The 19,605-nt window shown below is 46.4% G+C and carries 20 protein-coding genes; 13 read left to right on the top strand and 7 right to left on the bottom strand.

The features are described 5' to 3' along the window. Positions 1 to 70 precede the first annotated feature (70 nt). Positions 71 to 871 (bottom strand): 4-hydroxy-tetrahydrodipicolinate reductase, encoded by an 801-nt coding sequence (dapB, locus tag HQN60_RS00360; RefSeq protein WP_173531826.1) that lies wholly within the window; start codon positions 869 to 871, stop codon positions 71 to 73. A gap of 3 nt (positions 872 to 874) precedes the next feature. Beyond that, positions 875 to 1,336 carry an outer membrane protein assembly factor BamE gene (locus tag HQN60_RS00355; protein ID WP_173531825.1) on the bottom strand — a complete coding sequence of 154 codons (462 nt, stop codon included), beginning with the start codon at positions 1,334 to 1,336 and terminating at the stop codon, positions 875 to 877. Positions 1,337 to 1,443: 107 nt separating this feature from the next. On the opposite strand from HQN60_RS00355, the gene fur reads away from it, so the two are divergent. From fur to HQN60_RS00315, 8 genes are all read left to right on the top strand, one after another. Beyond that, positions 1,444 to 1,869 (top strand): ferric iron uptake transcriptional regulator, encoded by a 426-nt coding sequence (gene fur, locus HQN60_RS00350; protein WP_173531824.1) that lies wholly within the window; start codon positions 1,444 to 1,446, stop codon positions 1,867 to 1,869. A gap of 65 nt (positions 1,870 to 1,934) precedes the next feature. Further along, positions 1,935 to 2,582: a leucyl/phenylalanyl-tRNA--protein transferase gene (gene aat, locus HQN60_RS00345; RefSeq protein ID WP_254456648.1), complete on the top strand. Its 648-nt coding sequence runs from the start codon at positions 1,935 to 1,937 to the stop codon at positions 2,580 to 2,582. An 18-nt stretch (positions 2,583 to 2,600) separates the two neighbouring features. Then, on the top strand, positions 2,601 to 3,329 hold the full coding sequence (locus HQN60_RS00340; protein WP_173531822.1) for an arginyltransferase: 729 nt from the start codon (positions 2,601 to 2,603) through the stop codon (positions 3,327 to 3,329). A gap of 129 nt (positions 3,330 to 3,458) precedes the next feature. After that, complete coding sequence (locus HQN60_RS00335) at positions 3,459 to 3,959, top strand: DUF697 domain-containing protein (RefSeq protein ID WP_173531821.1); 501 nt, start codon at positions 3,459 to 3,461, stop codon at positions 3,957 to 3,959. Positions 3,960 to 4,007: 48 nt separating this feature from the next. Continuing rightward, positions 4,008 to 5,009 (top strand): nucleoid-associated protein, encoded by a 1,002-nt coding sequence (locus tag HQN60_RS00330; protein WP_173531820.1) that lies wholly within the window; start codon positions 4,008 to 4,010, stop codon positions 5,007 to 5,009. A 195-nt stretch (positions 5,010 to 5,204) separates the two neighbouring features. Continuing rightward, positions 5,205 to 5,579 (top strand): hypothetical protein, encoded by a 375-nt coding sequence (locus HQN60_RS00325; protein WP_173531819.1) that lies wholly within the window; start codon positions 5,205 to 5,207, stop codon positions 5,577 to 5,579. 146 nt (positions 5,580 to 5,725) lie between these two features. Continuing rightward, positions 5,726 to 7,393: an energy-dependent translational throttle protein EttA gene (gene ettA / locus HQN60_RS00320; RefSeq protein WP_173531818.1), complete on the top strand. Its 1,668-nt coding sequence runs from the start codon at positions 5,726 to 5,728 to the stop codon at positions 7,391 to 7,393. Positions 7,394 to 7,664: 271 nt separating this feature from the next. After that, positions 7,665 to 10,721, top strand: coding sequence for a bifunctional diguanylate cyclase/phosphodiesterase (locus HQN60_RS00315; protein WP_173531817.1), 3,057 nt, complete (start codon positions 7,665 to 7,667; stop codon positions 10,719 to 10,721). Between the two features lie 144 nt (positions 10,722 to 10,865). On the opposite strand, the gene HQN60_RS00310 is transcribed toward HQN60_RS00315, so the two are convergent. Then, positions 10,866 to 11,132 carry an acyl-CoA-binding protein gene (locus HQN60_RS00310; RefSeq protein ID WP_173531816.1) on the bottom strand — a complete coding sequence of 89 codons (267 nt, stop codon included), beginning with the start codon at positions 11,130 to 11,132 and terminating at the stop codon, positions 10,866 to 10,868. Positions 11,133 to 11,271: 139 nt separating this feature from the next. On the opposite strand from HQN60_RS00310, the gene HQN60_RS00305 reads away from it, so the two are divergent. The 5 genes from HQN60_RS00305 to HQN60_RS00285 all read left to right on the top strand — a co-directional run bounded on the left by HQN60_RS00305 (position 11,272) and on the right by HQN60_RS00285 (position 14,774). Further along, on the top strand, positions 11,272 to 12,147 hold the full coding sequence (locus tag HQN60_RS00305) for a D-amino acid aminotransferase (protein ID WP_173531815.1): 876 nt from the start codon (positions 11,272 to 11,274) through the stop codon (positions 12,145 to 12,147). Positions 12,148 to 12,152: 5 nt separating this feature from the next. Continuing rightward, positions 12,153 to 12,452: a YbeD family protein gene (locus tag HQN60_RS00300; RefSeq protein ID WP_173531814.1), complete on the top strand. Its 300-nt coding sequence runs from the start codon at positions 12,153 to 12,155 to the stop codon at positions 12,450 to 12,452. A 9-nt stretch (positions 12,453 to 12,461) separates the two neighbouring features. Beyond that, positions 12,462 to 13,097: a lipoyl(octanoyl) transferase LipB gene (gene lipB, locus HQN60_RS00295; protein ID WP_173534541.1), complete on the top strand. Its 636-nt coding sequence runs from the start codon at positions 12,462 to 12,464 to the stop codon at positions 13,095 to 13,097. Positions 13,098 to 13,119: 22 nt separating this feature from the next. Beyond that, positions 13,120 to 14,112, top strand: a complete 993-nt coding sequence (lipA, locus tag HQN60_RS00290; protein WP_173531813.1) for a lipoyl synthase — start codon at positions 13,120 to 13,122, stop codon at positions 14,110 to 14,112. A gap of 206 nt (positions 14,113 to 14,318) precedes the next feature. Then, the gene (locus HQN60_RS00285; protein WP_173531812.1) at positions 14,319 to 14,774 is read left to right on the top strand and encodes an acyl-CoA thioesterase; all 456 of its coding nucleotides are present in this window, start codon (positions 14,319 to 14,321) and stop codon (positions 14,772 to 14,774) included. A 325-nt stretch (positions 14,775 to 15,099) separates the two neighbouring features. Here the strand turns inward: HQN60_RS00285 and HQN60_RS00280 are convergent, their stop codons facing one another. The 4 genes from HQN60_RS00280 to HQN60_RS00265 all read right to left on the bottom strand — a co-directional run bounded on the left by HQN60_RS00280 (position 15,100) and on the right by HQN60_RS00265 (position 19,445). Continuing rightward, complete coding sequence (locus HQN60_RS00280; RefSeq protein WP_173531811.1) at positions 15,100 to 16,008, bottom strand: ankyrin repeat domain-containing protein; 909 nt, start codon at positions 16,006 to 16,008, stop codon at positions 15,100 to 15,102. A gap of 120 nt (positions 16,009 to 16,128) precedes the next feature. Then, complete coding sequence (locus HQN60_RS00275; protein ID WP_173531810.1) at positions 16,129 to 17,736, bottom strand: sensor domain-containing diguanylate cyclase; 1,608 nt, start codon at positions 17,734 to 17,736, stop codon at positions 16,129 to 16,131. A gap of 8 nt (positions 17,737 to 17,744) precedes the next feature. Continuing rightward, positions 17,745 to 18,161: a hypothetical protein gene (locus HQN60_RS00270; protein ID WP_173531809.1), complete on the bottom strand. Its 417-nt coding sequence runs from the start codon at positions 18,159 to 18,161 to the stop codon at positions 17,745 to 17,747. Between the two features lie 6 nt (positions 18,162 to 18,167). Then, a complete protein-coding gene (locus HQN60_RS00265) occupies positions 18,168 to 19,445 on the bottom strand; it encodes a porin (RefSeq protein ID WP_173531808.1) in 1,278 nt (425 codons plus the stop codon). Between the last annotated feature and the right edge of the window lie 160 nt (positions 19,446 to 19,605).

Here is a 19,605-nt window from a genome sequence, read left to right as displayed (position 1 = left end):
TAGAAAAACGAGGCTTTGTGCCTCGTTTTTTTTTTGTACTCATCAAAATAAATGTGAATAATTGCTGGTGTTATTTTAAGCCTAATACTTCTTGCATATCGTAATGACCCGTTTCTTTATGCTGTAAAAATCGAGCAGCGCGTAGGCTGCCTTGGGCATAAATCGTGCGATTGCTGGCTTTGTGAGTGATCTCAATCCGCTCACCTTCTCCTGCAAAGACCACCGTATGATCACCAATCACATCGCCACCACGTAACGTTGCAAAGCCAATTTTGCCATCTTCGCGAGGACCAGTAATGCCTTCTCTAGACCACACCGCAATCTCGCTTAATGTCTGATCCCATGCTTTGGCAATCGCTTGTCCCATGGCAATAGCAGTGCCTGAAGGCGCGTCAACTTTATGTTTGTGATGCATTTCGACAATTTCTGCATCATAACCATGGCTAAGTGCACCAGCAGCAATCTCAAGTAATTTAAACACTAGATTGACGCCAATGCTCATATTGTAAGCAGAGACGATGGCGATTTTTTGGCTGGCTGCTTCGAGCATGGCGCGACCAGCTTCATCGAAACCGGTGGTGCCAATAATCATTTTTACGCCGTATTGTTGGCAAACAATCAGGTGCTCAAGTGTGCCTTCTGGTCGGGTAAAATCAATCAAAATATCCGCGTTTTGCAATGCCGATAATTGATCGGTAATCAAAACACCGCAATTTTTTCCTGTGTGGGCACAAGCATCTTGACCAATTGCATCGCTACCGAGGCGATCAAGGGCGACGCTCAGTTCGACGTCATCTGCAGCTTGTACTGCTTCAATAAGCATGCGGCCCATACGGCCGCTACTACCAGCAATGGCGATTTTAATCGTCATGGTTTAAAACCCTTCATTCAATAGCGGTTTCACTTCGATGATTTTTGAGTCAGGATTGCTCGGGTCGACTGCCATTAATAAATTATCGTTGGCAGGTGGTAATGGCCGAGTCTTCTCTGCTGGTGTTGCTGTTGGATCCGGTAAATAATCGCCATCCCAGCGTACTAAGCTGTTTTCATTAAAGAAAACCACAAAGTTTTTGGCTTCTTTAACCTTTCCGCCGCGGGTATCCCGATAAATATAATCCCAGCGATCTTTATGGAATGGATCGGTCAGCAAGGGGGTGCCAAGAGCAAAACGAACTTGCGAACGGGTCATTCCCACGCGCAGCAACGCAACTTGCTTGGCAGTGATTTCATTGCCCTGCGGAATATCTAATTTATATGGAGTGATAAAATTGACCACGCTGCAGCCACTTAATAATAAGCTGCCGGTCACTAATGCGGTTAATAGTCTGGCCTTCATCTTGGTTTGATTCGCTCGTGGATGCCGGTGCGCGTCACCGGGAAACGCTATATCATAACCGGATTGTGTAACTCCCGCACGGTTGGGGAACAAAGAAGGGTAGAACAATGAGTAAAGCGTCTGAATTAAAAGGCATGGGTTTGAAGGCAACAGGGCCAAGATTAAAGATCTTGAATCTGTTTGAAACCAGTGGCGCACGCCATCTGACTGCCGAAGATGTTTATCGGATGTTATTGGTTGAAGAAATTGATGTTGGCTTGGCAACGGTATATCGCGTCCTTACTCAGTTTGAGCAAGCTGGGATTTTGGAGCGTCATCATTTTGAGACTGGCAAAGCGGTTTTTGAATTAAAACAAGAAGAACATCACGATCATTTAGTTTGTGTGAAATGTGGCGCGGTTGAAGAGTTTTTTGATCCTGAAATCGAAGCGCGTCAAGACGCGATTGCGGCTAAGCATGGGTTTGAAATTCAAGATCACGAAATGTATATCTATGGGATTTGTAATCCCTGCCAAATTAAAGCCAAGAAATAGTTTTTTGTGATCACCTTACTATGATCCCGTGGTTAGATCATCATTCGCCTTTTCCGCCGTTAAGTATGGCGCTCAAAGAACCCAGTGGTTTATTGGCGGCGGGGGGCGACTTGTCGTCAGAGCGCATTTTAATGGCGTATCGGCAGGGTATATTTCCGTGGTTTATGCCCAATGAGCCGATTTTGTGGTGGAGCCCAGATCCACGCATGGTCTTGTTTAGCGCTGAGCTGATTATTCCGAAATCGTTACGCAAAGTATTGCGTCATCGTCCGTATCGTGTGACTTTTGATACCGCGTTTACTGCGGTAATGCAAGGTTGTGCAGCGCCGCGAGCTGGCGTTGCTGCAACGTGGATTAGTGACGAGATGTTGGCGGCCTATCACGCATTGCATCAACAAGGGATTGCACATAGCTTTGAATGCTGGATGGATGACGAGCTAGTGGGCGGTTTATATGGTGTGGCCATTGGCAAAATGTTCTATGGCGAATCGATGTTTGCGCGTCGTTCTGATGCATCAAAAATCGCCTTTGTGCATGCGGTGCAATGGCTCGCTGCTGCGGGTTTTGTCATGATTGATTGTCAAATGCATACTGAACATTTGGCGCGATTTGGGGCGAGAGAGATTGCTCGTGATGAATTTATTGCTAAGCTAGAAGTTCAGCTTGTCCAGCCTGATCTCCTTGGGCCGTGGTCATATTCCCATACCAATTAGCTTGTCTATAGGTGTCGCATGAACGATACATTTCGTAAGCATACAGTTCAATTGCAGTTTTATGCCACCGCTCCCTATCCTTGTAGTTACCTAGAAGATCAGGCTGCCCGTTCACAAGTTGCGGTGCCTTCTGAATTGATCTCCACTGGGGCTTATAGCCAATTAGTTCAGCAAGGCTTTCGCCGTAGTGGTTCGTTTGTGTATCGGCCCTGGTGTGATCATTGTCAGGCCTGTGTGGCAGTGCGTTTGCCGGTGCTGGATTTTGTCGCCAGCCGTAGTCAGCGCCGTGCATTAAAGCGTAATGAATCGCTCAAGGTGCGGATTATGAAGCTTGAGTTTCGTGAAGAGCATTTCTTGTTATATCAACGCTATCAGCAATCGCGGCATAGCGGCGGTGGTATGGATCAAGACGGGCATGAGCAATACCGGGGGTTTATTTTAAAAAGCCAGGTCGCCAGTTTTTTGGCTGAATTTACCGAAAATGGCGTGGTCGTGATGGTCAGTTTGATTGATCAACTCGATGATGGGCTTTCGTCGGTGTATACCTTTTTTGATCCCGATTTACCTGCGCGTAGTTTGGGGGTTTTTAATGTGTTATGGCAGCTTGGTTTGGCCAAGCAGCTGGGTTTGCAATACGTGTATTTGGGGTATTGGATTAAAGATTGCCGCAAAATGGAATACAAAACTCAGTATCGACCGATTGAAGGCTTGCTCAATGGTAAATGGCAACTGCTAAAGGGTATTTAGTTCGCTACCAATATTGATATAGCCTAGAGACCAACACCGGCTAAAACCCTATGGGGAGCGCGGCATTGTTGGAACTCTTGATGGTTTGTTGAGTCTATCAGTCAGTGAATTTTGAAAAAAAGGCCCACAATGCAAACGATGACTTTGTCTGAAATCGAACAGCTTCGCGTTGAATGCCGCAACATGGTGGCCAAGCAATCGATGGTATCGGGCGCGATTGCCATTGTGCCGATCCCTGGACTGGATGTCGGTGCCGACGTTGCCATTATGTCGCGGATGATCGATCAGATTAATCAAAAGTTTGGTTTAACCCCCGCGCAAATTGAGCAACTCAATCCATTAATGAAACAGCGTGTTTTCGTTATTGTCAGCTCGTTAAGCTCGAGTTTAATTGGTAAATATCTCTCTAAAGAACTGTTGCTGTTGGCGCTCAAGCGTGTTGGGGTGCGATTGGTTAGTAAACAAGCCGCCAAATTTGTGCCGTTTTTAGGCTCAGCCATTGCGGCTGGAATTAGCTATGGTGCGATGCGTATGCTGGGTAATGCCCATATTGATGATTGCTGCCAAGTGCTGATTCAGTTGCAAAGCAGTACGACCTTTGAGCATGAAACGACAGCTCGCGATATCTAGTCACTGCATTCGGTGGGATAATGGGGAATCTGATTTAAGGATTCTTGCATGTCGACCTCACCCAATACCATCCAGCATTTAATCATTCATCAATTACATAAAGAGCCCAATGGCCCGGCGCGAGTGGCATTGAGCTCGACTGAAATGCCGATCAATAGTGCGGCGCAGCGTTTGGTCGACCATCTATGCCAACTTTACGGCAGTCGCAATGGCAAAGGCTTTGGCAAGTTTGAAGAGGACGAGCACGAATATCCAATGCCGGCCTTGGTACGGCGCTACGTGGATAGCTCGGATTTTCTTGGGTTTTCTCAGCAGGCGATCGCGCAGTTGCAAGTGCGTGCCGAGCAAGAACCAGAGGCCAGCGGCGCTTATGTATTGATGGCCCACGTGAGCAATAGCGCGATGGACTTTCTCTTTTTCGCCTTGGTCGGCGAAGTGATTGGCACCGCCGTCAATGCTGATATGCACCTTGAAGACAGCATTCACTTGGATATGGATCATTTGCGCGTTGCAGGGCGAATTGATTTGGGCGTATGGCAAGCCGGTGGCGAGCGTTATGTGAGCTTTTTGCGCGGGCGCGGTGATGTGGCAGCGTATTTCAAATTGTTCTTAGGCTGTAACGATATGGTGACGCCGCTTAAAGAAACCCAAAAACTAGTTAAAGGGCTGGAACAATTTGTCGAGCAGCAGGCCCTCAGCGCACAAGATCGTGACGAAGTGTTTCAGCGGGCGCACAATTTACTCGATGAAATGGGCAATGAGCAGGGCGAAGTGAATTTAGCCGAGGTCGCCAGTCAAATTTACCCGGATGCGCCACAGGCATTACAGGATGCACTACAGCATGACGACCTTGGGCTCGTTGATGGTTTTGTTCCGGATCGCCGAGCGATTAAACCACTGATGCGCTTTAAAGCCGCAGCGCCAGAATGGAAGCTGGAGTTTGATCGTGCCAGCTTACGCTCGGGCGCAGTCATTTACGACAAACACAGTGATACGCTGGTGCTGTCAAATATCCCAGACAAACTCAAAAAAGCCTTATTAGAGCAATAATTCAATCTACTTCGGGTATACGCTGCTTAAGCTTTTATACAGAGGCTTGGCAGCAAATACCCTGAATAAATTGTAATTTACCTACGATTCATCCTTGGTGACGCTGTTGTTTTGTAGAACAAACGTTCTTTTTTGGCTTGCGCCGATGGCGCGGCTCTTGTATTGTGAACGTACGTTCTATATGGAGTCGCCGTCATGTCAATCCGCTTTCGCTTGTCCGACCATGCCTTTTTGCAACAACAAGCTTTACGTATCCCGTTAGCACTGCTTGAAGTTTGGGTGCAACCGGCTTGGCGTGGCTCGGCGCAACTCTTATCAGCAAGGCATATTGCCCAATTGCCCGCCGCATTACGTCCGATGGCGCGGCGTTTTATCGGGCTGTATATCGTCAGTGATGGGCAAGGCACGATTACTCATATTGCGCAAATGACGCATCGCCTCGCGAACCCGGCACAAGAAGTTGACTATATCGCTACCCCACGATCGATCAAGCTGGCCAATGCGCTCACAGGCACTCAAGCCATGGTTTGGGGGCGCAATTCATTTAATGGCTCGGGTATTGCTTGCTGAGTAATTAAAAGTAAAGGCCACCGAGCAATACAGCGCTGCTGATTCAAAATAAGCCTTGGCTAAGACCGATATGAAAGATAGCGCGGCATGTACTGGGACTGGTAAACTCTAGCCCTATTATATTTCCGACTTTTTATAGGTTACTCATGGCTCAATATGTGATGTCTATGCTCCGAGTGAGCAAGATTGTTCCGCCAAAACGTCAAATTATTAAAGATATTTCATTGTCTTTTTTTCCCGGCGCAAAAATTGGTTTGCTGGGTCTGAATGGTTCGGGTAAATCGACTGTTCTAAAGATTATGGCTGGGGTTGAAAAAGAATTTGAAGGTGAAGTTCAGCATTTACCAAACATCAAAATTGGCTACTTAGCACAAGAACCTGAATTGAATGCTGAAAATACCGTGCGCCAAGAAGTTGAAAGTGGTCTCGGTGAAGTCTTTGAAGCGCAAGCCAAATTGGAAGCGGTCTACGTTGCTTACGCTGAAGAAGGCGCTGATTTTGATGCCTTAGCCGAAGAACAAGGTCGTTTAGAAGCAATTATTTCGGCTGGTGCCGGCGATAATTTAGAGTTGCAACTTGAAATCGCTGCCGATGCGCTGCGCTTGCCAGAATGGGATGCAATCGTTGGCCAGTTGTCTGGTGGTGAAAAGCGCCGCGTTGCTTTGTGTAAATTGCTGCTGTCTAAGCCAGATATGTTGCTGCTCGATGAGCCAACCAATCACTTGGATGCTGAATCGGTTGAATGGCTCGAGCAATTTTTGGTGCGCTTCCCAGGTACCGTCGTTGCCGTAACGCATGATCGTTATTTCTTGGATAACGCCGCTGAGTGGATTTTGGAGCTAGACCGTGGGCATGGTATTCCTTGGGAAGGCAATTATTCGACTTGGTTGCAAAAGAAAGAAGAGCGCCTCAAGTTAGAAGAATCACAAGAGTCGGCACGTCAAAAAGCCTTAAACAAAGAATTGGAATGGGTGCGTCAAAATCCAAAAGGGCGTCAAGCGAAATCAAAAGCACGTATTGCGCGCTTTGAAGAGCTCTCTAGCTTTGAGCATCAAAAGCGCAATGAAACGCAAGAAATCTTTATCCCAGTTGCTGAGCGTTTGGGCGATAAAGTCATCGAATTTAAAGGCGTCAGCAAAGCCTTTGGTGAGCGTTTATTGATTGATGATTTAAGCTTTAACGTACCCGCTGGCGCGATTGTCGGCATTATCGGGCCTAACGGTGCCGGTAAGTCCACCTTATTTAAGATGATTGCTGGCAAGGAAGCGCCCGATAGCGGTGAAGTTGAAATCGGTCAAACCGTGCAAATGGCGTTTGTTGAACAAAGTCGTGAAGGCTTAGAAAACGATAAAACGGTTTTCCAAGACGTTGCCAATGGCAATGATGTGATCAGCGTCGGCAAATTTGAAATGAGTAGCCGCGCTTACTTAGGTCGCTTTAACTTTAAAGGCGGCGATCAAGCTAAATTAGTTGGCAATCTATCAGGTGGTGAGCGCGGTCGTTTGCATTTGGCCAAAACGCTACTCAAAGGCGGCAATGTATTGCTGCTCGATGAGCCATCGAATGACTTGGACGTCGAAACACTACGTGCCTTAGAAGATGCCTTGCTGGAGTTTGCCGGTACTGTGTTTGTTATTTCGCATGATCGTTGGTTCCTTGATCGGATTGCAACGCATATCTTGGCTGCGGAAGGCAATTCACAATGGAATTTCTTTGACGGCAACTATCAAGAATATGAAGCGGATAAGAAAAAACGTTTAGGTGAAGAGGGTGCAAAACCAAAACGCATTCGCTATAAGCCAATTACACGTTAATCGTATTGATTAAAACAAGGAAGGGTGATCCCTTCCTTGTTTTTTTTTGCCTATCAATCGCCAATCCAATGTAGAAAATGAAATCTGCATTGATTTTATTGCAATAATCCTGCGTTTTTTTGTAGAATTTTTTATTTGCAAGAAACAATTGCGTCGCAATTCATGGCTAAAAAACCATGACTGATGGGTAATAGGTGTTTTTATATTCAGAATAAAGCACAATCTTGCTGCATTGAGGTTTCACTTTATTTATTTCATCGAGAAAGACTGCGTGGCCAATACCCTTTCTAATCCGGAGCAAGAAGAATCAAGAGATTCTTTAGGGCGAATTCGTCATGTTCTAGTTGCTGTGTTTGTCTGTGTTTTTGTTGCCACCTTGGCGATACAGGGCATTTCAATCTGGCGTAGCTATCAGGCAGCACTGGCCAAGGCTGAGCAAGAAATGTTGCTGCTAACGCGTGCGTTTGAAGAGCATGTCGGCCGCACGATGGAGTCGACGATGTTTGCCTTGTCGACGATTGAACAAGATGAAGTATTTCAATCCTGTGTCGCCGCCAAAGATACAGCGTGTTTACATGCCTATTTACAACGCGCTGTCATTCGTTATCCTCAGCTCAGCAGCATGGCTTTTGCTTTAGATTCTGGCGAAGTCGCTGCCTCAAATGCCAAGTACCCGATTGCAAACGTCAATGTATTCAATGCGCAGTTTTTTCGAGTGGCTCGCTCGCATCCCGCTACGCAATACTATATTGCCGAGCAACAGCGCGACCCGATTACGCAACAAAATATTATTCCATTTGTTACCGCCGTCGTGGATAAAAAGGCGAGTTTTTCTGGGGTGATCATTGCGGGTTTAAATCCGGATTATTTTCAAAAATTTTATAATTCGATGGCCAATAGTAAAAATATCGTAATTCGCTTATTTCGTGATGACGGTATTTCATTGGCGCGTTATCCCTATTTAGCTAGCGAAGTTGGTCGAGATATTTCGCATCAAGATTTCTTTGAGCGTATTTCTAGCGGTACCGAAAATGGTATTTTTTATGAGCCTGCTGCTTTGGATCAAGCGGCCAGAATTTATGGCTGGCATCGGGTTGTTGGCTGGCCAATGGGGGTTTCAATTGGTATCGATCGAGATGCTGTGCTGGCGACTTGGTGGCGCGAAACGTATATCACACTGGGTATTGCATTAACGTTACTGCTTGCCGGATCGGCTTTATTAATTTATGTGTTGCGGCAATTAACCCGATTAGAAAGAACTGAAGCCGATTTATATTTAACCAAAGTGGCAATTGAAAATGGCGCAGACATGGCCATTTGGCTTGATCCTGCGGGGCATATTCGTTATGTGAATGCCACAACATGTCATCGTTTTGGCTATTCCGAACAAGATTTATTGGCGATGCGTTTTCGCGATATTAATCCAAATTTTAAACCCGATAGCTGGCCTAAATTTTGGAATTTATTGCGGCAAGATCGACATCTATTTGATGAAATTTGCTTGAAAACCCGTACTGGAGAAACATTTCCGTGTGAAGTGCATTCCAGTTATATTTTATTTAAAGGCCAAGAATATAATTGCGCCGTTGTGCGAGATATTTCGGAACGGCGAATGCAAGAAGAGGTCATTGTGAAGTCCGAACAGCAATTGCGTTTGGCTTTAGAGGCTTCGAGTACGGGTTTGTTTGATATGCCATTAGACGGCCGCCGAACGGCGATTACCAGTCCGGAATATGATCGTTTATTGGGCTATGAACCGGGAGAGTTAGTCGAGACTTTTGATAAATGGAAAGAGCAGTTGCATCCCATTGATAAAGAGCAGGCCGTTGCCGCTTATCGAGATTACTATGCTGGGCATTCGGCGCAATTTGCGGTCGACTTTCGTCGTAAAATTAAGCGTGGTGAGTTTCGTTGGTTTCAAACTCGAGGCAAATTTGTTGATTTTGATGCAAGAGGTAAGCCCAGTCGTTTAATTGGCACCATGACCGATATTACTGAGCGTAAAGAAGCGCAAAATCGAATTACTGAATTGGCCAATTTTGATAGCGTTACCGGTTTGGCAAATCGTAATTTATTACGCGATGAGTTGCGTTTGGCCCTAGCCAGTGCGGAAAAATACAATCGAAAACTCGCGGTGTTATTTTTAGATTTGGATCGCTTTAAAACCATTAATGATTCTTTGGGTCATTCTGCTGGTGATATGGTTTTATCACAGCTAGCAACGCGTTTACGGCAGATTGTCGGTAAGCAAGATATCTTATCTCGCCTAGGTGGCGATGAATTTGTTTTGGTCTTGGCCGACCTGCCCAACCCCTTGATTGCCGGCGATGTAGCAGACCGGATTTTGTCATCGTTTCAGCAATCATTTACTTTAGACGCGGGTAATTTTGCAACGTCGACGTCGATTGGCATTAGCGTTTTTCCCGATGATGGGCATGATCCAGATGTCTTGATCAAAAATGCCGATGTGGCGATGTATCAAGCTAAAGCCAATGGCCGTAATAATTATCAATATTTTACTGCCGATATGAATGCGCGGGCTTCGGAGCGTTTGATTTTAGAAACCAGCATGCGCCATGCCTTAGAAAATAATGAATTTGAGTTGTTTTTTCAGCCGCAGGTGAGTCTTGAAACCGGTATGGTGATTGGTGCTGAGGCGTTAATTCGTTGGCATCATCCAGAAAAAGGCCTGGTTTCTCCAGTGAAATTCATCCCCATTGCTGAAGAGTCGCGAATGATTCTGCCCATCGGTAATTGGGTGATGCTCGAGGCCTGTCGCCGTGCGGCAGAATGGCAACGTGCCGGACTACCGCCGATTACCATCGCCATCAATATGTCGCCGATGCAGTTGCATCAGGCTAATTTATTGCAACTGATTCAATCGGCGCTAGATCAATCGGGTCTTGAAGCGAGATACCTCGAAATTGAAGTGACTGAATCGGTCATGATGCAAGAGGTGGAGCAGGTGATGCTCACGTTGCAGGGGATTAAACGGCTTGGTGTTAAGCTTTCATTGGATGATTTTGGTACCGGCTATTCCAGCTTGGCGTATTTAAAGCGCTTTGCATTTGATAAGTTAAAAGTCGATCAAAGCTTTGTCAGTGATATTGGCACAGATCCCAATGATGCGGCGATTGTTATGGCCATTATTGGCTTGGGCAAGACGCTGGGCATGTCGGTTTTGGCAGAAGGGGTAGAAACTGAGGCGCAATTGGCATTTTTGCGCTCGGCAGGAACGGATTCAATACAAGGCTATTTATTTAGCCAACCCATCACTGCCGCGCAATTTGAATTAATGCAAATACAAAAAAAGGGCTTAACCCTCTAGGGTTTGCTTGCTGTTGGCCTGAAGTAGCGTTACAAGGCACTGGCGTAGCATGATGACGCTGCGTGCCTTACCTCAGGCCAAAATTGCATCAGTGCGCTTGGCAAACCAAACGTCTACAGACCCTAGTAAATACCCCCTAGGGGTTTATTCGTCTTTGGCTTTTAAATCTTCAACGAGCGCAATATACGTCTCCATTGCGCTGTCAGTGCTGGTGCCAATTAATTTGGCCCATGCATCATATTTGGCTTGCGCAACAAATTGAATCGCAGATGGACGATCGCCGCTCACATCGCCTTCGCTACCTTGTTTATACAGCGCGTACAGGCGTAGCTTGGTTTGAACGTCGGGTGCATCATTGAGATTTACTACTTCATCTTGTGCGGTTTTGAAACGGGCAGCTAAGTCGCTCATGGATCCACCTTATGAAACGTTTGTTTGAAAATACCGCTGAGTATAGACTGAGAATACAAAACTCTCCAAGCCCTAGCGAGTCAATTGCGCCACATTGCGACGCAGTGTCGTAACGGTGCTTTATTTGATAGGATCTGCCATGCAAATACCTCATAAAATTGCGTTTTTAAATGGTCAGTTTGCGCCGTTAGCTGAATTAAAAATCTCGGTGATGGATCGTGGTTTTTTGTTTGGTGATGGCGTTTATGAAATGATTCCGGTTTATCAGCGAGTTGCTTTTCGCTTAGATGAGCATTTGGTGCGGCTGGCTAATAATTTAGCTCAAGTTCGAATTGAAAATCCGTATTCGATATCAGCGTGGCGCGAGCATATTCAAGCCCTGATCCACGCGCAAACGTTTGTCGATCAATCCATTTATTTGCAAGTCTCGCGTGGGTCCGCTTATCCGCGCCAGCATGCTTTTCCTTTAGAAGCGATGCCTACAGTATTGATGTTTGCTGATGAGCTTGAGCCGCCACCAGCGCTGGCCGTTGAGTGTGGCGTGAGTGCCATCACTTGCAATGATGTTCGCTGGCAGCGTTGTAATATCAAGGCCATTTCTTTATTGGCCAATGTGCTTGCTAAGCAAGAAGCGGTGGATGCGGGGGTTGCCGAGGCAATTTTATTGCGCGATGGCGATTTAACTGAAGGGGCCGCGAGCAATATTTTTATCGTCAAAGACGGCGTAATTTATACGCCAGCGCCGTCAAATTTGATGCTCACAGGCATAACCTATGACGTGATTTTAGAGCTGGCTCAGCAGCATGATTTACCAGTTACACTTGCGCCAGTAACGGAGCAGATGCTGCGCGATGCCGATGAGCTTTGGTTGACGTCTTCATCGAAAGAAGTCCTCGCGATTGTGAACTTAGATGGACAAGCAGTAGGAAATGGCCAAGTTGGCCCCATATATAAAATTATGTATGGTTTGTATCAAAATTTTAAAATGACGGTGATGCACCGTGGACAGGAGTAAGAATAATGGTTGGTTTTACGGATATACCTAGTCAGAAGCTTGAAGATTTAGTGACTTTTCCCGTCTTGATCCCTGTGAAAGTGGTTAGTCATAAAAGCATTAGCCATGCTGAATTTGTGAAAGAAATTGTCGAAGTAACGCAAGGGTTGATCGCTGATTTTGTAGAAGACAAAATTGAGCATCGCGCGTCCACCAGCGGTAATTACCATGCTCTAACGTTGATGATTACCTTTGAAAATGTCGAGCAAGTGCACGCACTTGATGCCGCTTTACGCGCGCATCATATGGTTCGTATGGTGCTATAAGTGCCAGATTTGATTGTAAAACAATTGGGGCAAGTCGATTATTTGCCCACCTTTGAGGCGATGCAAGCATTTACCAGTCAACGGGATGCCACAACACCCGATGAGTTGTGGCTACTTGAGCATCCCCCGGTCTTTACTCAAGGTTTGGCAGGTAAACCGGAGCATATTTTGAGTCAAAGCGCGATTCCGATTGTTCAGATCGATCGGGGTGGGCAGGTGACTTATCATGGGCCTGGGCAGCTGATTGCGTATTTATTGCTCGATTTACGCCGGCATAAGTTGGGCGTGCGAGACTTGGTGCGCTTATTAGAAAACAGCGTGATTGCGGTGTTAGCCGATGAAGGCATTACCGCCTATGGCAAAGTGGATGCACCGGGCGTGTATGTGATGCTGCACCGCGAAGGCTTTGATTTTGAAGCTAAAATTGCCAGCTTGGGCTTACGGATTAAAAATGGCTGTTGTTATCATGGCTTGGCATTGAATGTCAGCATGGATTTGGCGCCATTTCAGCAAATCAACCCTTGCGGTTATCAAGGCTTGCAAGTCACGCGCATGCTCGATATGGGGATTAACAAGACACCCGCAGATTTGTTCGGTAAAATGGCCGACAAAATTCTTCAACAAATCAAGCAATTACCCACATAAAAAGTACGGTAATTCGGACGATATGACAGATCAAATCAAAGAAGGGGCCAGCGCGCCCACCAGCAAGCCGGCCAGTAAAGAAGTCGGTGTTAAGTTAAAGGGTGAAGCAAAAACGGCCCGTATTCCGATTAAAATCGTTCAGCTTGAAACAAAAATCAAAAAGCCCGAATGGATTCGCGTGCAAGCGGCCAGCCATAACAGCCGTTTTTATGAAATCAAACAGATTTTGCGTGAGCAAAAACTGCATACCGTTTGTGAAGAAGCAACTTGCCCGAATATTGGCGAGTGTTTTGGTAAGGGGACGGCCACCTTTATGATCATGGGCGATATCTGTACTCGGCGTTGTCCGTTCTGTGATGTCGGCCATGGTCGTCCGAATCCGCTCGATGAGAATGAGCCGCGCCATTTGGGCGAAACCATTGCCGCCTTAAAGCTTAAATATGTGGTCATTACCTCGGTCGATCGGGATGATTTACGCGACGGTGGTGCCGCGCATTTTGCTGAATGCATTCAAACCACCCGTCAATTGAGCCCAGAAACGCAAATTGAAGTACTGGTCCCCGATTTTCGTGGCCGGGTTGAATTGGCGCTGGAAACATTCAAAGACGCTTTGCCTGATGTGATGAATCATAATTTAGAAACCGCACCGCGCCTGTATAAGCAAGCGCGCCCAGGCTCGGATTATCAGCATTCATTAGATTTACTCAAAGAATTTAAGCGTCTGTATCCAGCAGTTAGCACCAAGTCGGGCATTATGGTCGGCTTGGGCGAAACGGATGAAGAAGTGTTCCAAGTGATGGCCGATATGCGCGCGCATGATATTGATATGATTACCATCGGTCAGTACTTGCAACCATCGAATGGGCATTTACCAGTTCTGCGCTACGTGCATCCTGATCAATTCAAAGTATTTGAAAAACACGCGTATGAGTTAGGTTTCAAGCATGCGGCAGTGGGCGCAATGGTGCGATCTAGCTACCACGCTGATCAGCAAGCGCATGGGGCTGGGGTTTAACGACTTTTAATTCAGATCGACTTTAAAAACGGCGCAGCTTTTGCAATCGCAACAGCGCGCCGTTTTTATTTGGTGTAACGCGTCATGCGCCTGCAGGCCATAGGGTGTTGCTTTTTGTTAATGATTTTACGCCGTGGTTTTATGGGGTATATCGTGGGCTAGATTTTAGATGTTAAGCTAGCTGTATATACCTTGAGGTTTTGATTATGCATGATGGTCCAAAGCATCAAATCAGCATGACGGTGCTCATGACGCCTGATATGGCTAATTTTTCTGGCAAGGTGCACGGTGGCGCTTTATTAAAGCAGCTCGATCAAGTCGCTTATGTGTGTGCAAGTCGCTACGCTGGCGCGTATGCGGTGACTTTGTCGGTGGATCAGGTGATTTTTAAGCAGCCGATTTATGTCGGCGAGTTAGTGCATTTTTTAGCCAGTGTGAACTACACCGGTCGCACTTCGATGGAAATTGGCATTCGGGTGGTGGCAGAAAACATTTGCGAGCAGACTGAGCGCCATACCAATAGTTGCTATTTTACGATGGTGGCTATGAATGCCGAAGGCCAATCGCTGGCGATCGAGCCGTTAACCCCGAGTGATGACGAAGCGATGACGCGCTGGGAACAAGCAAAAGCGCGCCGTGCAGTGCGCTTATTGAAAAAATAAGTCGTGTTTTAGACATTTAACATTGTTTTTGCCATCAAATCGGTGCGATTTTTTGCTTGAAACAAGGCATGAAACGCGCCACATCGTCATGCGATGGCTGCGCTTCGTAAAGCAGACGCGGGCTAAACGTAAATAGAGAGTCTAAGCCGTAATGCCGTTCACTTAAGCCAAGTGAGCGGCATTTTTTTCCTCTATTTCATTACTGGTATCGCTTTTGACGCAAAGGTACAGAGAAAATCAATCGAAAAACCCTGAATTTCCTCCGCGTCTCTGCACCTCTGCGTCAGGTTTTCAAGGGTTGTCGTTAAGTGAACTGTATTTGAGTCTAAGCCGAGATCGGCTGTTGTTTAACCAACTGCCGGATTGCCAGATTGGGGTGTCGCGTCGCTAAATCAAAAGCACTGCATTGCTCTCGATTCAATAGGTGGGTATCTGCATGATGGTGAATGAGCGCCTGAGATACGTGCACATACCCTTGTGTGATGGCCTTATGCAATGCCGTGTTTCCTTCGGCATCTTGAGTATTTAGCGCAACGCCAGCTTCCATTAACCGCATTAAAGCATCGCGTTGTCCACGTGCCGCAGCTTGAATGAGTGGGGTTTTTCCTGCGTGGCTACTGAGGTCGGCGTTGGCGCCATGCTCGAGTAAAAGGCGAATGACTTCAGCGTGGCCATTGGCGGCCGCCCAGTGAATTGCGGTATAGCCGCCGCTATCGGCAAGATCGGTTTGGGCTTGATTGGCCAGTAGCAGGCCAACACAGGGCAGGTGACCAAACGATGAGGCCCAAATTAATGGTGTCTTTTGATGGTGATCTCGCGCGTCGATTTTCATGCCGGCTTTTAAAAACAGCACTAGCTTTAACGTCTCGCCGCGCTCAGCCGCCGCAAAAAAGCTCTCTAAATTAAAGGCTACGCCGCAGGCGTTTAAGTGATCACGGGCTTGTTTGACATGCTCCCACACGTCTGGCGCGGCTGAGTCGCTAAACCCTTGTTTTTTTTGCTCGCAGGCTTGAATTAAGCGAAAGATTTCCGAGATCACCACGGCTGAAAAACCTTGGCGATTGCCGCGTTGATCGATGAGTAAAGAGCGCAAATATTCTTCAAACTCATCGCTACCCGATGCTGCTGCAATCAAGTCGTGTAAATGCGGGTGTAGTTGTGCCAAATGATGCGGGTAGTCTGATTCTTGCCCATTGAGTAAATCAAGCAATTGCGGGTTCACAGCGTATTCCATTGAGCGAGCATGCCATGATATTTATGGCGAAACAAACCCTGCATTTTAACGGTTTAAGCGGCAATCGTCACAAAATACATTGGGCTAGGTGCGGCCTTGGTTTTGAATGACAGGCGAAGACTAATGGTCTAAGGAAGGATTGATGTGCTGTGAGGGAAGTTGTGGGGTTAAACGGTGTGGGGTGCCGTAAATACAAAAACCATTACGGCCAGAGCGCTTCACTTGATACATGGCTTGATCGGCTTTGTTGATCAACGTATTACTGTTGCTACCATGCTGGGGCGCTAATGCGATGCCAATGCTGGCGCCAACTCGATCAAAGCAATTATTGCTGATTTCAATCGGCCGATTGATGCTGTCAATCAGCGCTTGCACCATGATGGTGAGTTGCGCCGTGTCTTCAAAATAAGCCACGATCATAAATTCATCGCCACCTAAACGGGCAATTAAGTCTTCTTCACGGGTAAAGTGCTGTTTCATACGGCTGGCGCTTTCTTGCAGTACTTTGTCACCGGCTTCATGCCCATACGTGTCATTGATGTATTTAAAACGGTCTAAATCAATCATAAAAATCGCCAACTGATTTTTACTGGCAATGGTGTTGCTGAGTAAGTGCGCTAAGATTTTTTCGCTGGAGTGGCGATTATGTAAGCCGGTGAGGTGGTCATAGTCGGCGCTGCGCCGCATTTGTTCTTCGCGTTTTTTTCGGTCGCTAATGTCATAAATCAAGCATTGATAATAGGGGATTTGTTCGTCGTTATAACTGGCAGAGATAATCACGTGCAGCCAATCGTTGCAGGTTTGTAGATCGTTCGTTGTGGCTTGGTTACGCTCAAGGCTGGCGTAAATTTGCCCCCATAGTCGATAGGGCTGGGCAAATAATCGATCGATCCATTGTCCGCTGATTTGGGCCTGAGCATGGATGTTTTCTCCAAGCAGTTTGGCAAAAGCTGGGTTGGATAAGATAAGGCGGCCCGACTCATCGAGTAAACCAATACCCACATTGGCACTTTCAAAAATCCCCCTAAATTGCTGTTCAAGTTTGCTAATTTGTAAGCGCAGTTCACGTTCGGCATGAATGACGTCGCTCACCATATTGAGCAGGTAGTTAATATGATGCGTTAATTGAATTAACTCATCATATGCTTTGTCGTTTAATTTAGGCAGTCGATCATTGGTGGCGGGCTTGATGGTTTGTAATCGACTGGATAATTGGGTAAGAGGGCGGCTGAGCTTAAAAAATACGACAATATAAACCACTAAACCAATTAATAAAGACAGGATAAATAAGGAAATTGCCGTCTCGATGGATCGCGTTTTGGCACGGATATTCATTTCTGAGGTGTTGATTTCTAAGGTGATATATCCAGCAATACTGCGCTCATCTAAGGGCTCATAGAGCGGTAGTTTTAATTCAACATCGGTGGATTTTTTTCCGGCGCTAATTAGTAAGCGATTGTGGCCATTGATTGTAGCGTGCCGAATCAAGGGGTTGAGAATCAAACTATTGACCACATCAGTGGCGATTTGTTGATTGCCGCTAAAAGCGGCAACTGCCGCTGTTTTTTCAACTGCCGCCATTAGGTTTTTGATGTCGGAATAACTGTGCTTAATTTCGCTGGCGTAATTGAGTTGATACACAATAAAAGAAGAAATTGAAGCCACTAAAATCGCGCACAGAGCGATAGTCACTGAAAGTTTGTAATGAATGGTTTGTCGAAAAGCCATATTTATTCTTATTCCAGTTTAAGAACAACTTTTACCCCACTATTGCTGGGTAAGCTATTGGCCTCGATAAATCCGATTTGATCTTGATTGAGGCTAATGCTTTTAATGACTGAAGTTTGATCCGCAAGCCGCCGTGGCGGTTTTTGTTGACCGGCAAATTGCAGTCTAGCCCAATATGCATCAATTTTAACTAAAGGTTTGCCAGTGAGCGCAAAGTAAAACCGGCGCCGCAATTCATCGGAATTGATTTCAATGGGCTGTAATGGCGTGTTGTTGCCTAGTAGTCGGCCTAAATAGACGTCACTGACTTGTTGTGGGGTTAAAGTGGAAACGTTACTTTGCTGATTGGTAATCACCCAAAGTTCGGCGTTGGCTGAATTTATACACAGGGCCATGAGTGTGATGAGTAGGCTATTTTTCATCATGTCGGCCTAAAATAAACCGTCAAATGAAAGGCTAAAGATATTGGCTTTTAATGGCCCTGCCTGAGCATTGCCATTATCCCATAAGCCTTTGCCGCCATCGGCCGCGTGAATACGATCGTATTGAAATTTGAGCGCCATTCTGGGATGAAAATCCCAGCGAATACCAATGGAGTAGGTTTGTTGATCAGTATATAAACTGCCTAAAAATTGGTTAGCACCTGCAGCTAAAGCTTGGCTTGCCGCCGCCAATGGGGGGGGTAAAGGGCCTTTCGGTAATGGCGCACGATAAGGGGCGTTTTTCGATTTGGCTTGGCTGAGCGTGATATAGGGTTGAAAAGCGTCAATACGATAGGCCGCGCTAATATATGCTCCTTCCATATGGCCATAAATAGCCGTTTCTGAATGCACACGCCCCCATTCGCCTTGCAGCCACCAAGGGCCATTGTCATAACTAGCCCCCAGTAATAAAAACTTGAGGCGACCATTTATTTTTAAATCTTGCTGAATTTGATTCGCACTGGGCCAAAATGGGCTGAGTTGAGCGAGTCCATTCGACAGCAAATCGCTACCAGGCACCTTGCCTTGTAAATTCATTTGCCCGATTGAAGAGCGTAAATGAAAGTGCTCATCGCTCCATTCAAGTGAGGCGCTGGCTAATTGATCGCCGTGAACCCGAAAGTCACCCACACCACTGCGCAGGGTGGTGCTAATTCGACCCATATTCCCTTTGAGTTTGATTTCACCATCGCCCAATTGCTGACGATATTGAATATCGGCGCCGTTGTATTGAAAAAACGGGATTAAGCCATAAAAATCTTGCACTGGTCGCACCCAAGGGTAGGTGTAACCCACGTTGCGAAAATCGGACAACATAAACATATCCACGCTGAGTCGTCCGGCACGGATGCTCCAATTTTCATTCGGTCGATAACGCAAAAATGCCCAGTCGACGGCGTCGCCATTGGCATAGTCAACCCCTTCGCGTGCTGTGACTTGTAAGGCGGCACTCCATTGCGGGGTAAAATCGGCAAGTAGCTGTACGCCGACACGACTATCGGTGGTTGCTGAGGTTTGGCCATGATTGGTTCTTGATTGCGATAGGTCGCGTATATAGCTAGTTTGGCTGTCGTTGTGGTTAATCCCTAGGGAATAAAACCCACTTATACTGAAGATGTCAGCAGCGTTGATGTCTTTGTTATCAAGATTGAGCTCAGGCTGATTTTCTTCGGCACTCGTAGTCGCGGTGCATAGGATTAAAAAACTGAGGTAAATGAGAGTTTTCACAACTCAGCCTTTGTTATTGAGTTTTACGCTGCTCTCAATTTGGCTGATGAAGGGCCTATTTTCAAGGTAAGTTTTTATTTGCTTTGATGACAGCAATTGTTGGGCATAAAAAAAACCGGCGTTCAAAACGCCGGTTTTATCTTTTCTTGCCAAGGCAAGA

The organism is Deefgea piscis, from assembly GCF_013284055.1.
Classification (GTDB): Bacteria; Pseudomonadota; Gammaproteobacteria; order Burkholderiales; family Chitinibacteraceae; genus Deefgea; species Deefgea piscis.
This window is presented reverse-complemented; position numbering and strand designations above follow the sequence as displayed.

What these genes read in the sequence shown, in the direction of transcription:
- dapB (WP_173531826.1), bottom strand. Translation starts at nt 871, where the DNA reads ATGACGATTAAAATCGCCATTGCTGGTAGTAGCGGCCGTATGGGCCGC.
- HQN60_RS00355 (WP_173531825.1), bottom strand. Translation starts at nt 1,336, where the DNA reads ATGAAGGCCAGACTATTAACCGCATTAGTGACCGGCAGCTTATTATTA.
- fur (WP_173531824.1), top strand. Translation starts at nt 1,444, where the DNA reads ATGAGTAAAGCGTCTGAATTAAAAGGCATGGGTTTGAAGGCAACAGGG.
- aat (WP_254456648.1), top strand. Translation starts at nt 1,935, where the DNA reads ATGGCGCTCAAAGAACCCAGTGGTTTATTGGCGGCGGGGGGCGACTTG.
- HQN60_RS00340 (WP_173531822.1), top strand. Translation starts at nt 2,601, where the DNA reads ATGAACGATACATTTCGTAAGCATACAGTTCAATTGCAGTTTTATGCC.
- HQN60_RS00335 (WP_173531821.1), top strand. Translation starts at nt 3,459, where the DNA reads ATGCAAACGATGACTTTGTCTGAAATCGAACAGCTTCGCGTTGAATGC.
- HQN60_RS00330 (WP_173531820.1), top strand. Translation starts at nt 4,008, where the DNA reads ATGTCGACCTCACCCAATACCATCCAGCATTTAATCATTCATCAATTA.
- HQN60_RS00325 (WP_173531819.1), top strand. Translation starts at nt 5,205, where the DNA reads ATGTCAATCCGCTTTCGCTTGTCCGACCATGCCTTTTTGCAACAACAA.
- ettA (WP_173531818.1), top strand. Translation starts at nt 5,726, where the DNA reads ATGGCTCAATATGTGATGTCTATGCTCCGAGTGAGCAAGATTGTTCCG.
- HQN60_RS00310 (WP_173531816.1), bottom strand. Translation starts at nt 11,132, where the DNA reads ATGAGCGACTTAGCTGCCCGTTTCAAAACCGCACAAGATGAAGTAGTA.
- HQN60_RS00305 (WP_173531815.1), top strand. Translation starts at nt 11,272, where the DNA reads ATGCAAATACCTCATAAAATTGCGTTTTTAAATGGTCAGTTTGCGCCG.
- HQN60_RS00300 (WP_173531814.1), top strand. Translation starts at nt 12,153, where the DNA reads ATGGTTGGTTTTACGGATATACCTAGTCAGAAGCTTGAAGATTTAGTG.
- lipA (WP_173531813.1), top strand. Translation starts at nt 13,120, where the DNA reads ATGACAGATCAAATCAAAGAAGGGGCCAGCGCGCCCACCAGCAAGCCG.
- HQN60_RS00285 (WP_173531812.1), top strand. Translation starts at nt 14,319, where the DNA reads ATGCATGATGGTCCAAAGCATCAAATCAGCATGACGGTGCTCATGACG.
- HQN60_RS00280 (WP_173531811.1), bottom strand. Translation starts at nt 16,008, where the DNA reads ATGGAATACGCTGTGAACCCGCAATTGCTTGATTTACTCAATGGGCAA.
- HQN60_RS00275 (WP_173531810.1), bottom strand. Translation starts at nt 17,736, where the DNA reads ATGGCTTTTCGACAAACCATTCATTACAAACTTTCAGTGACTATCGCT.
- HQN60_RS00270 (WP_173531809.1), bottom strand. Translation starts at nt 18,161, where the DNA reads ATGATGAAAAATAGCCTACTCATCACACTCATGGCCCTGTGTATAAAT.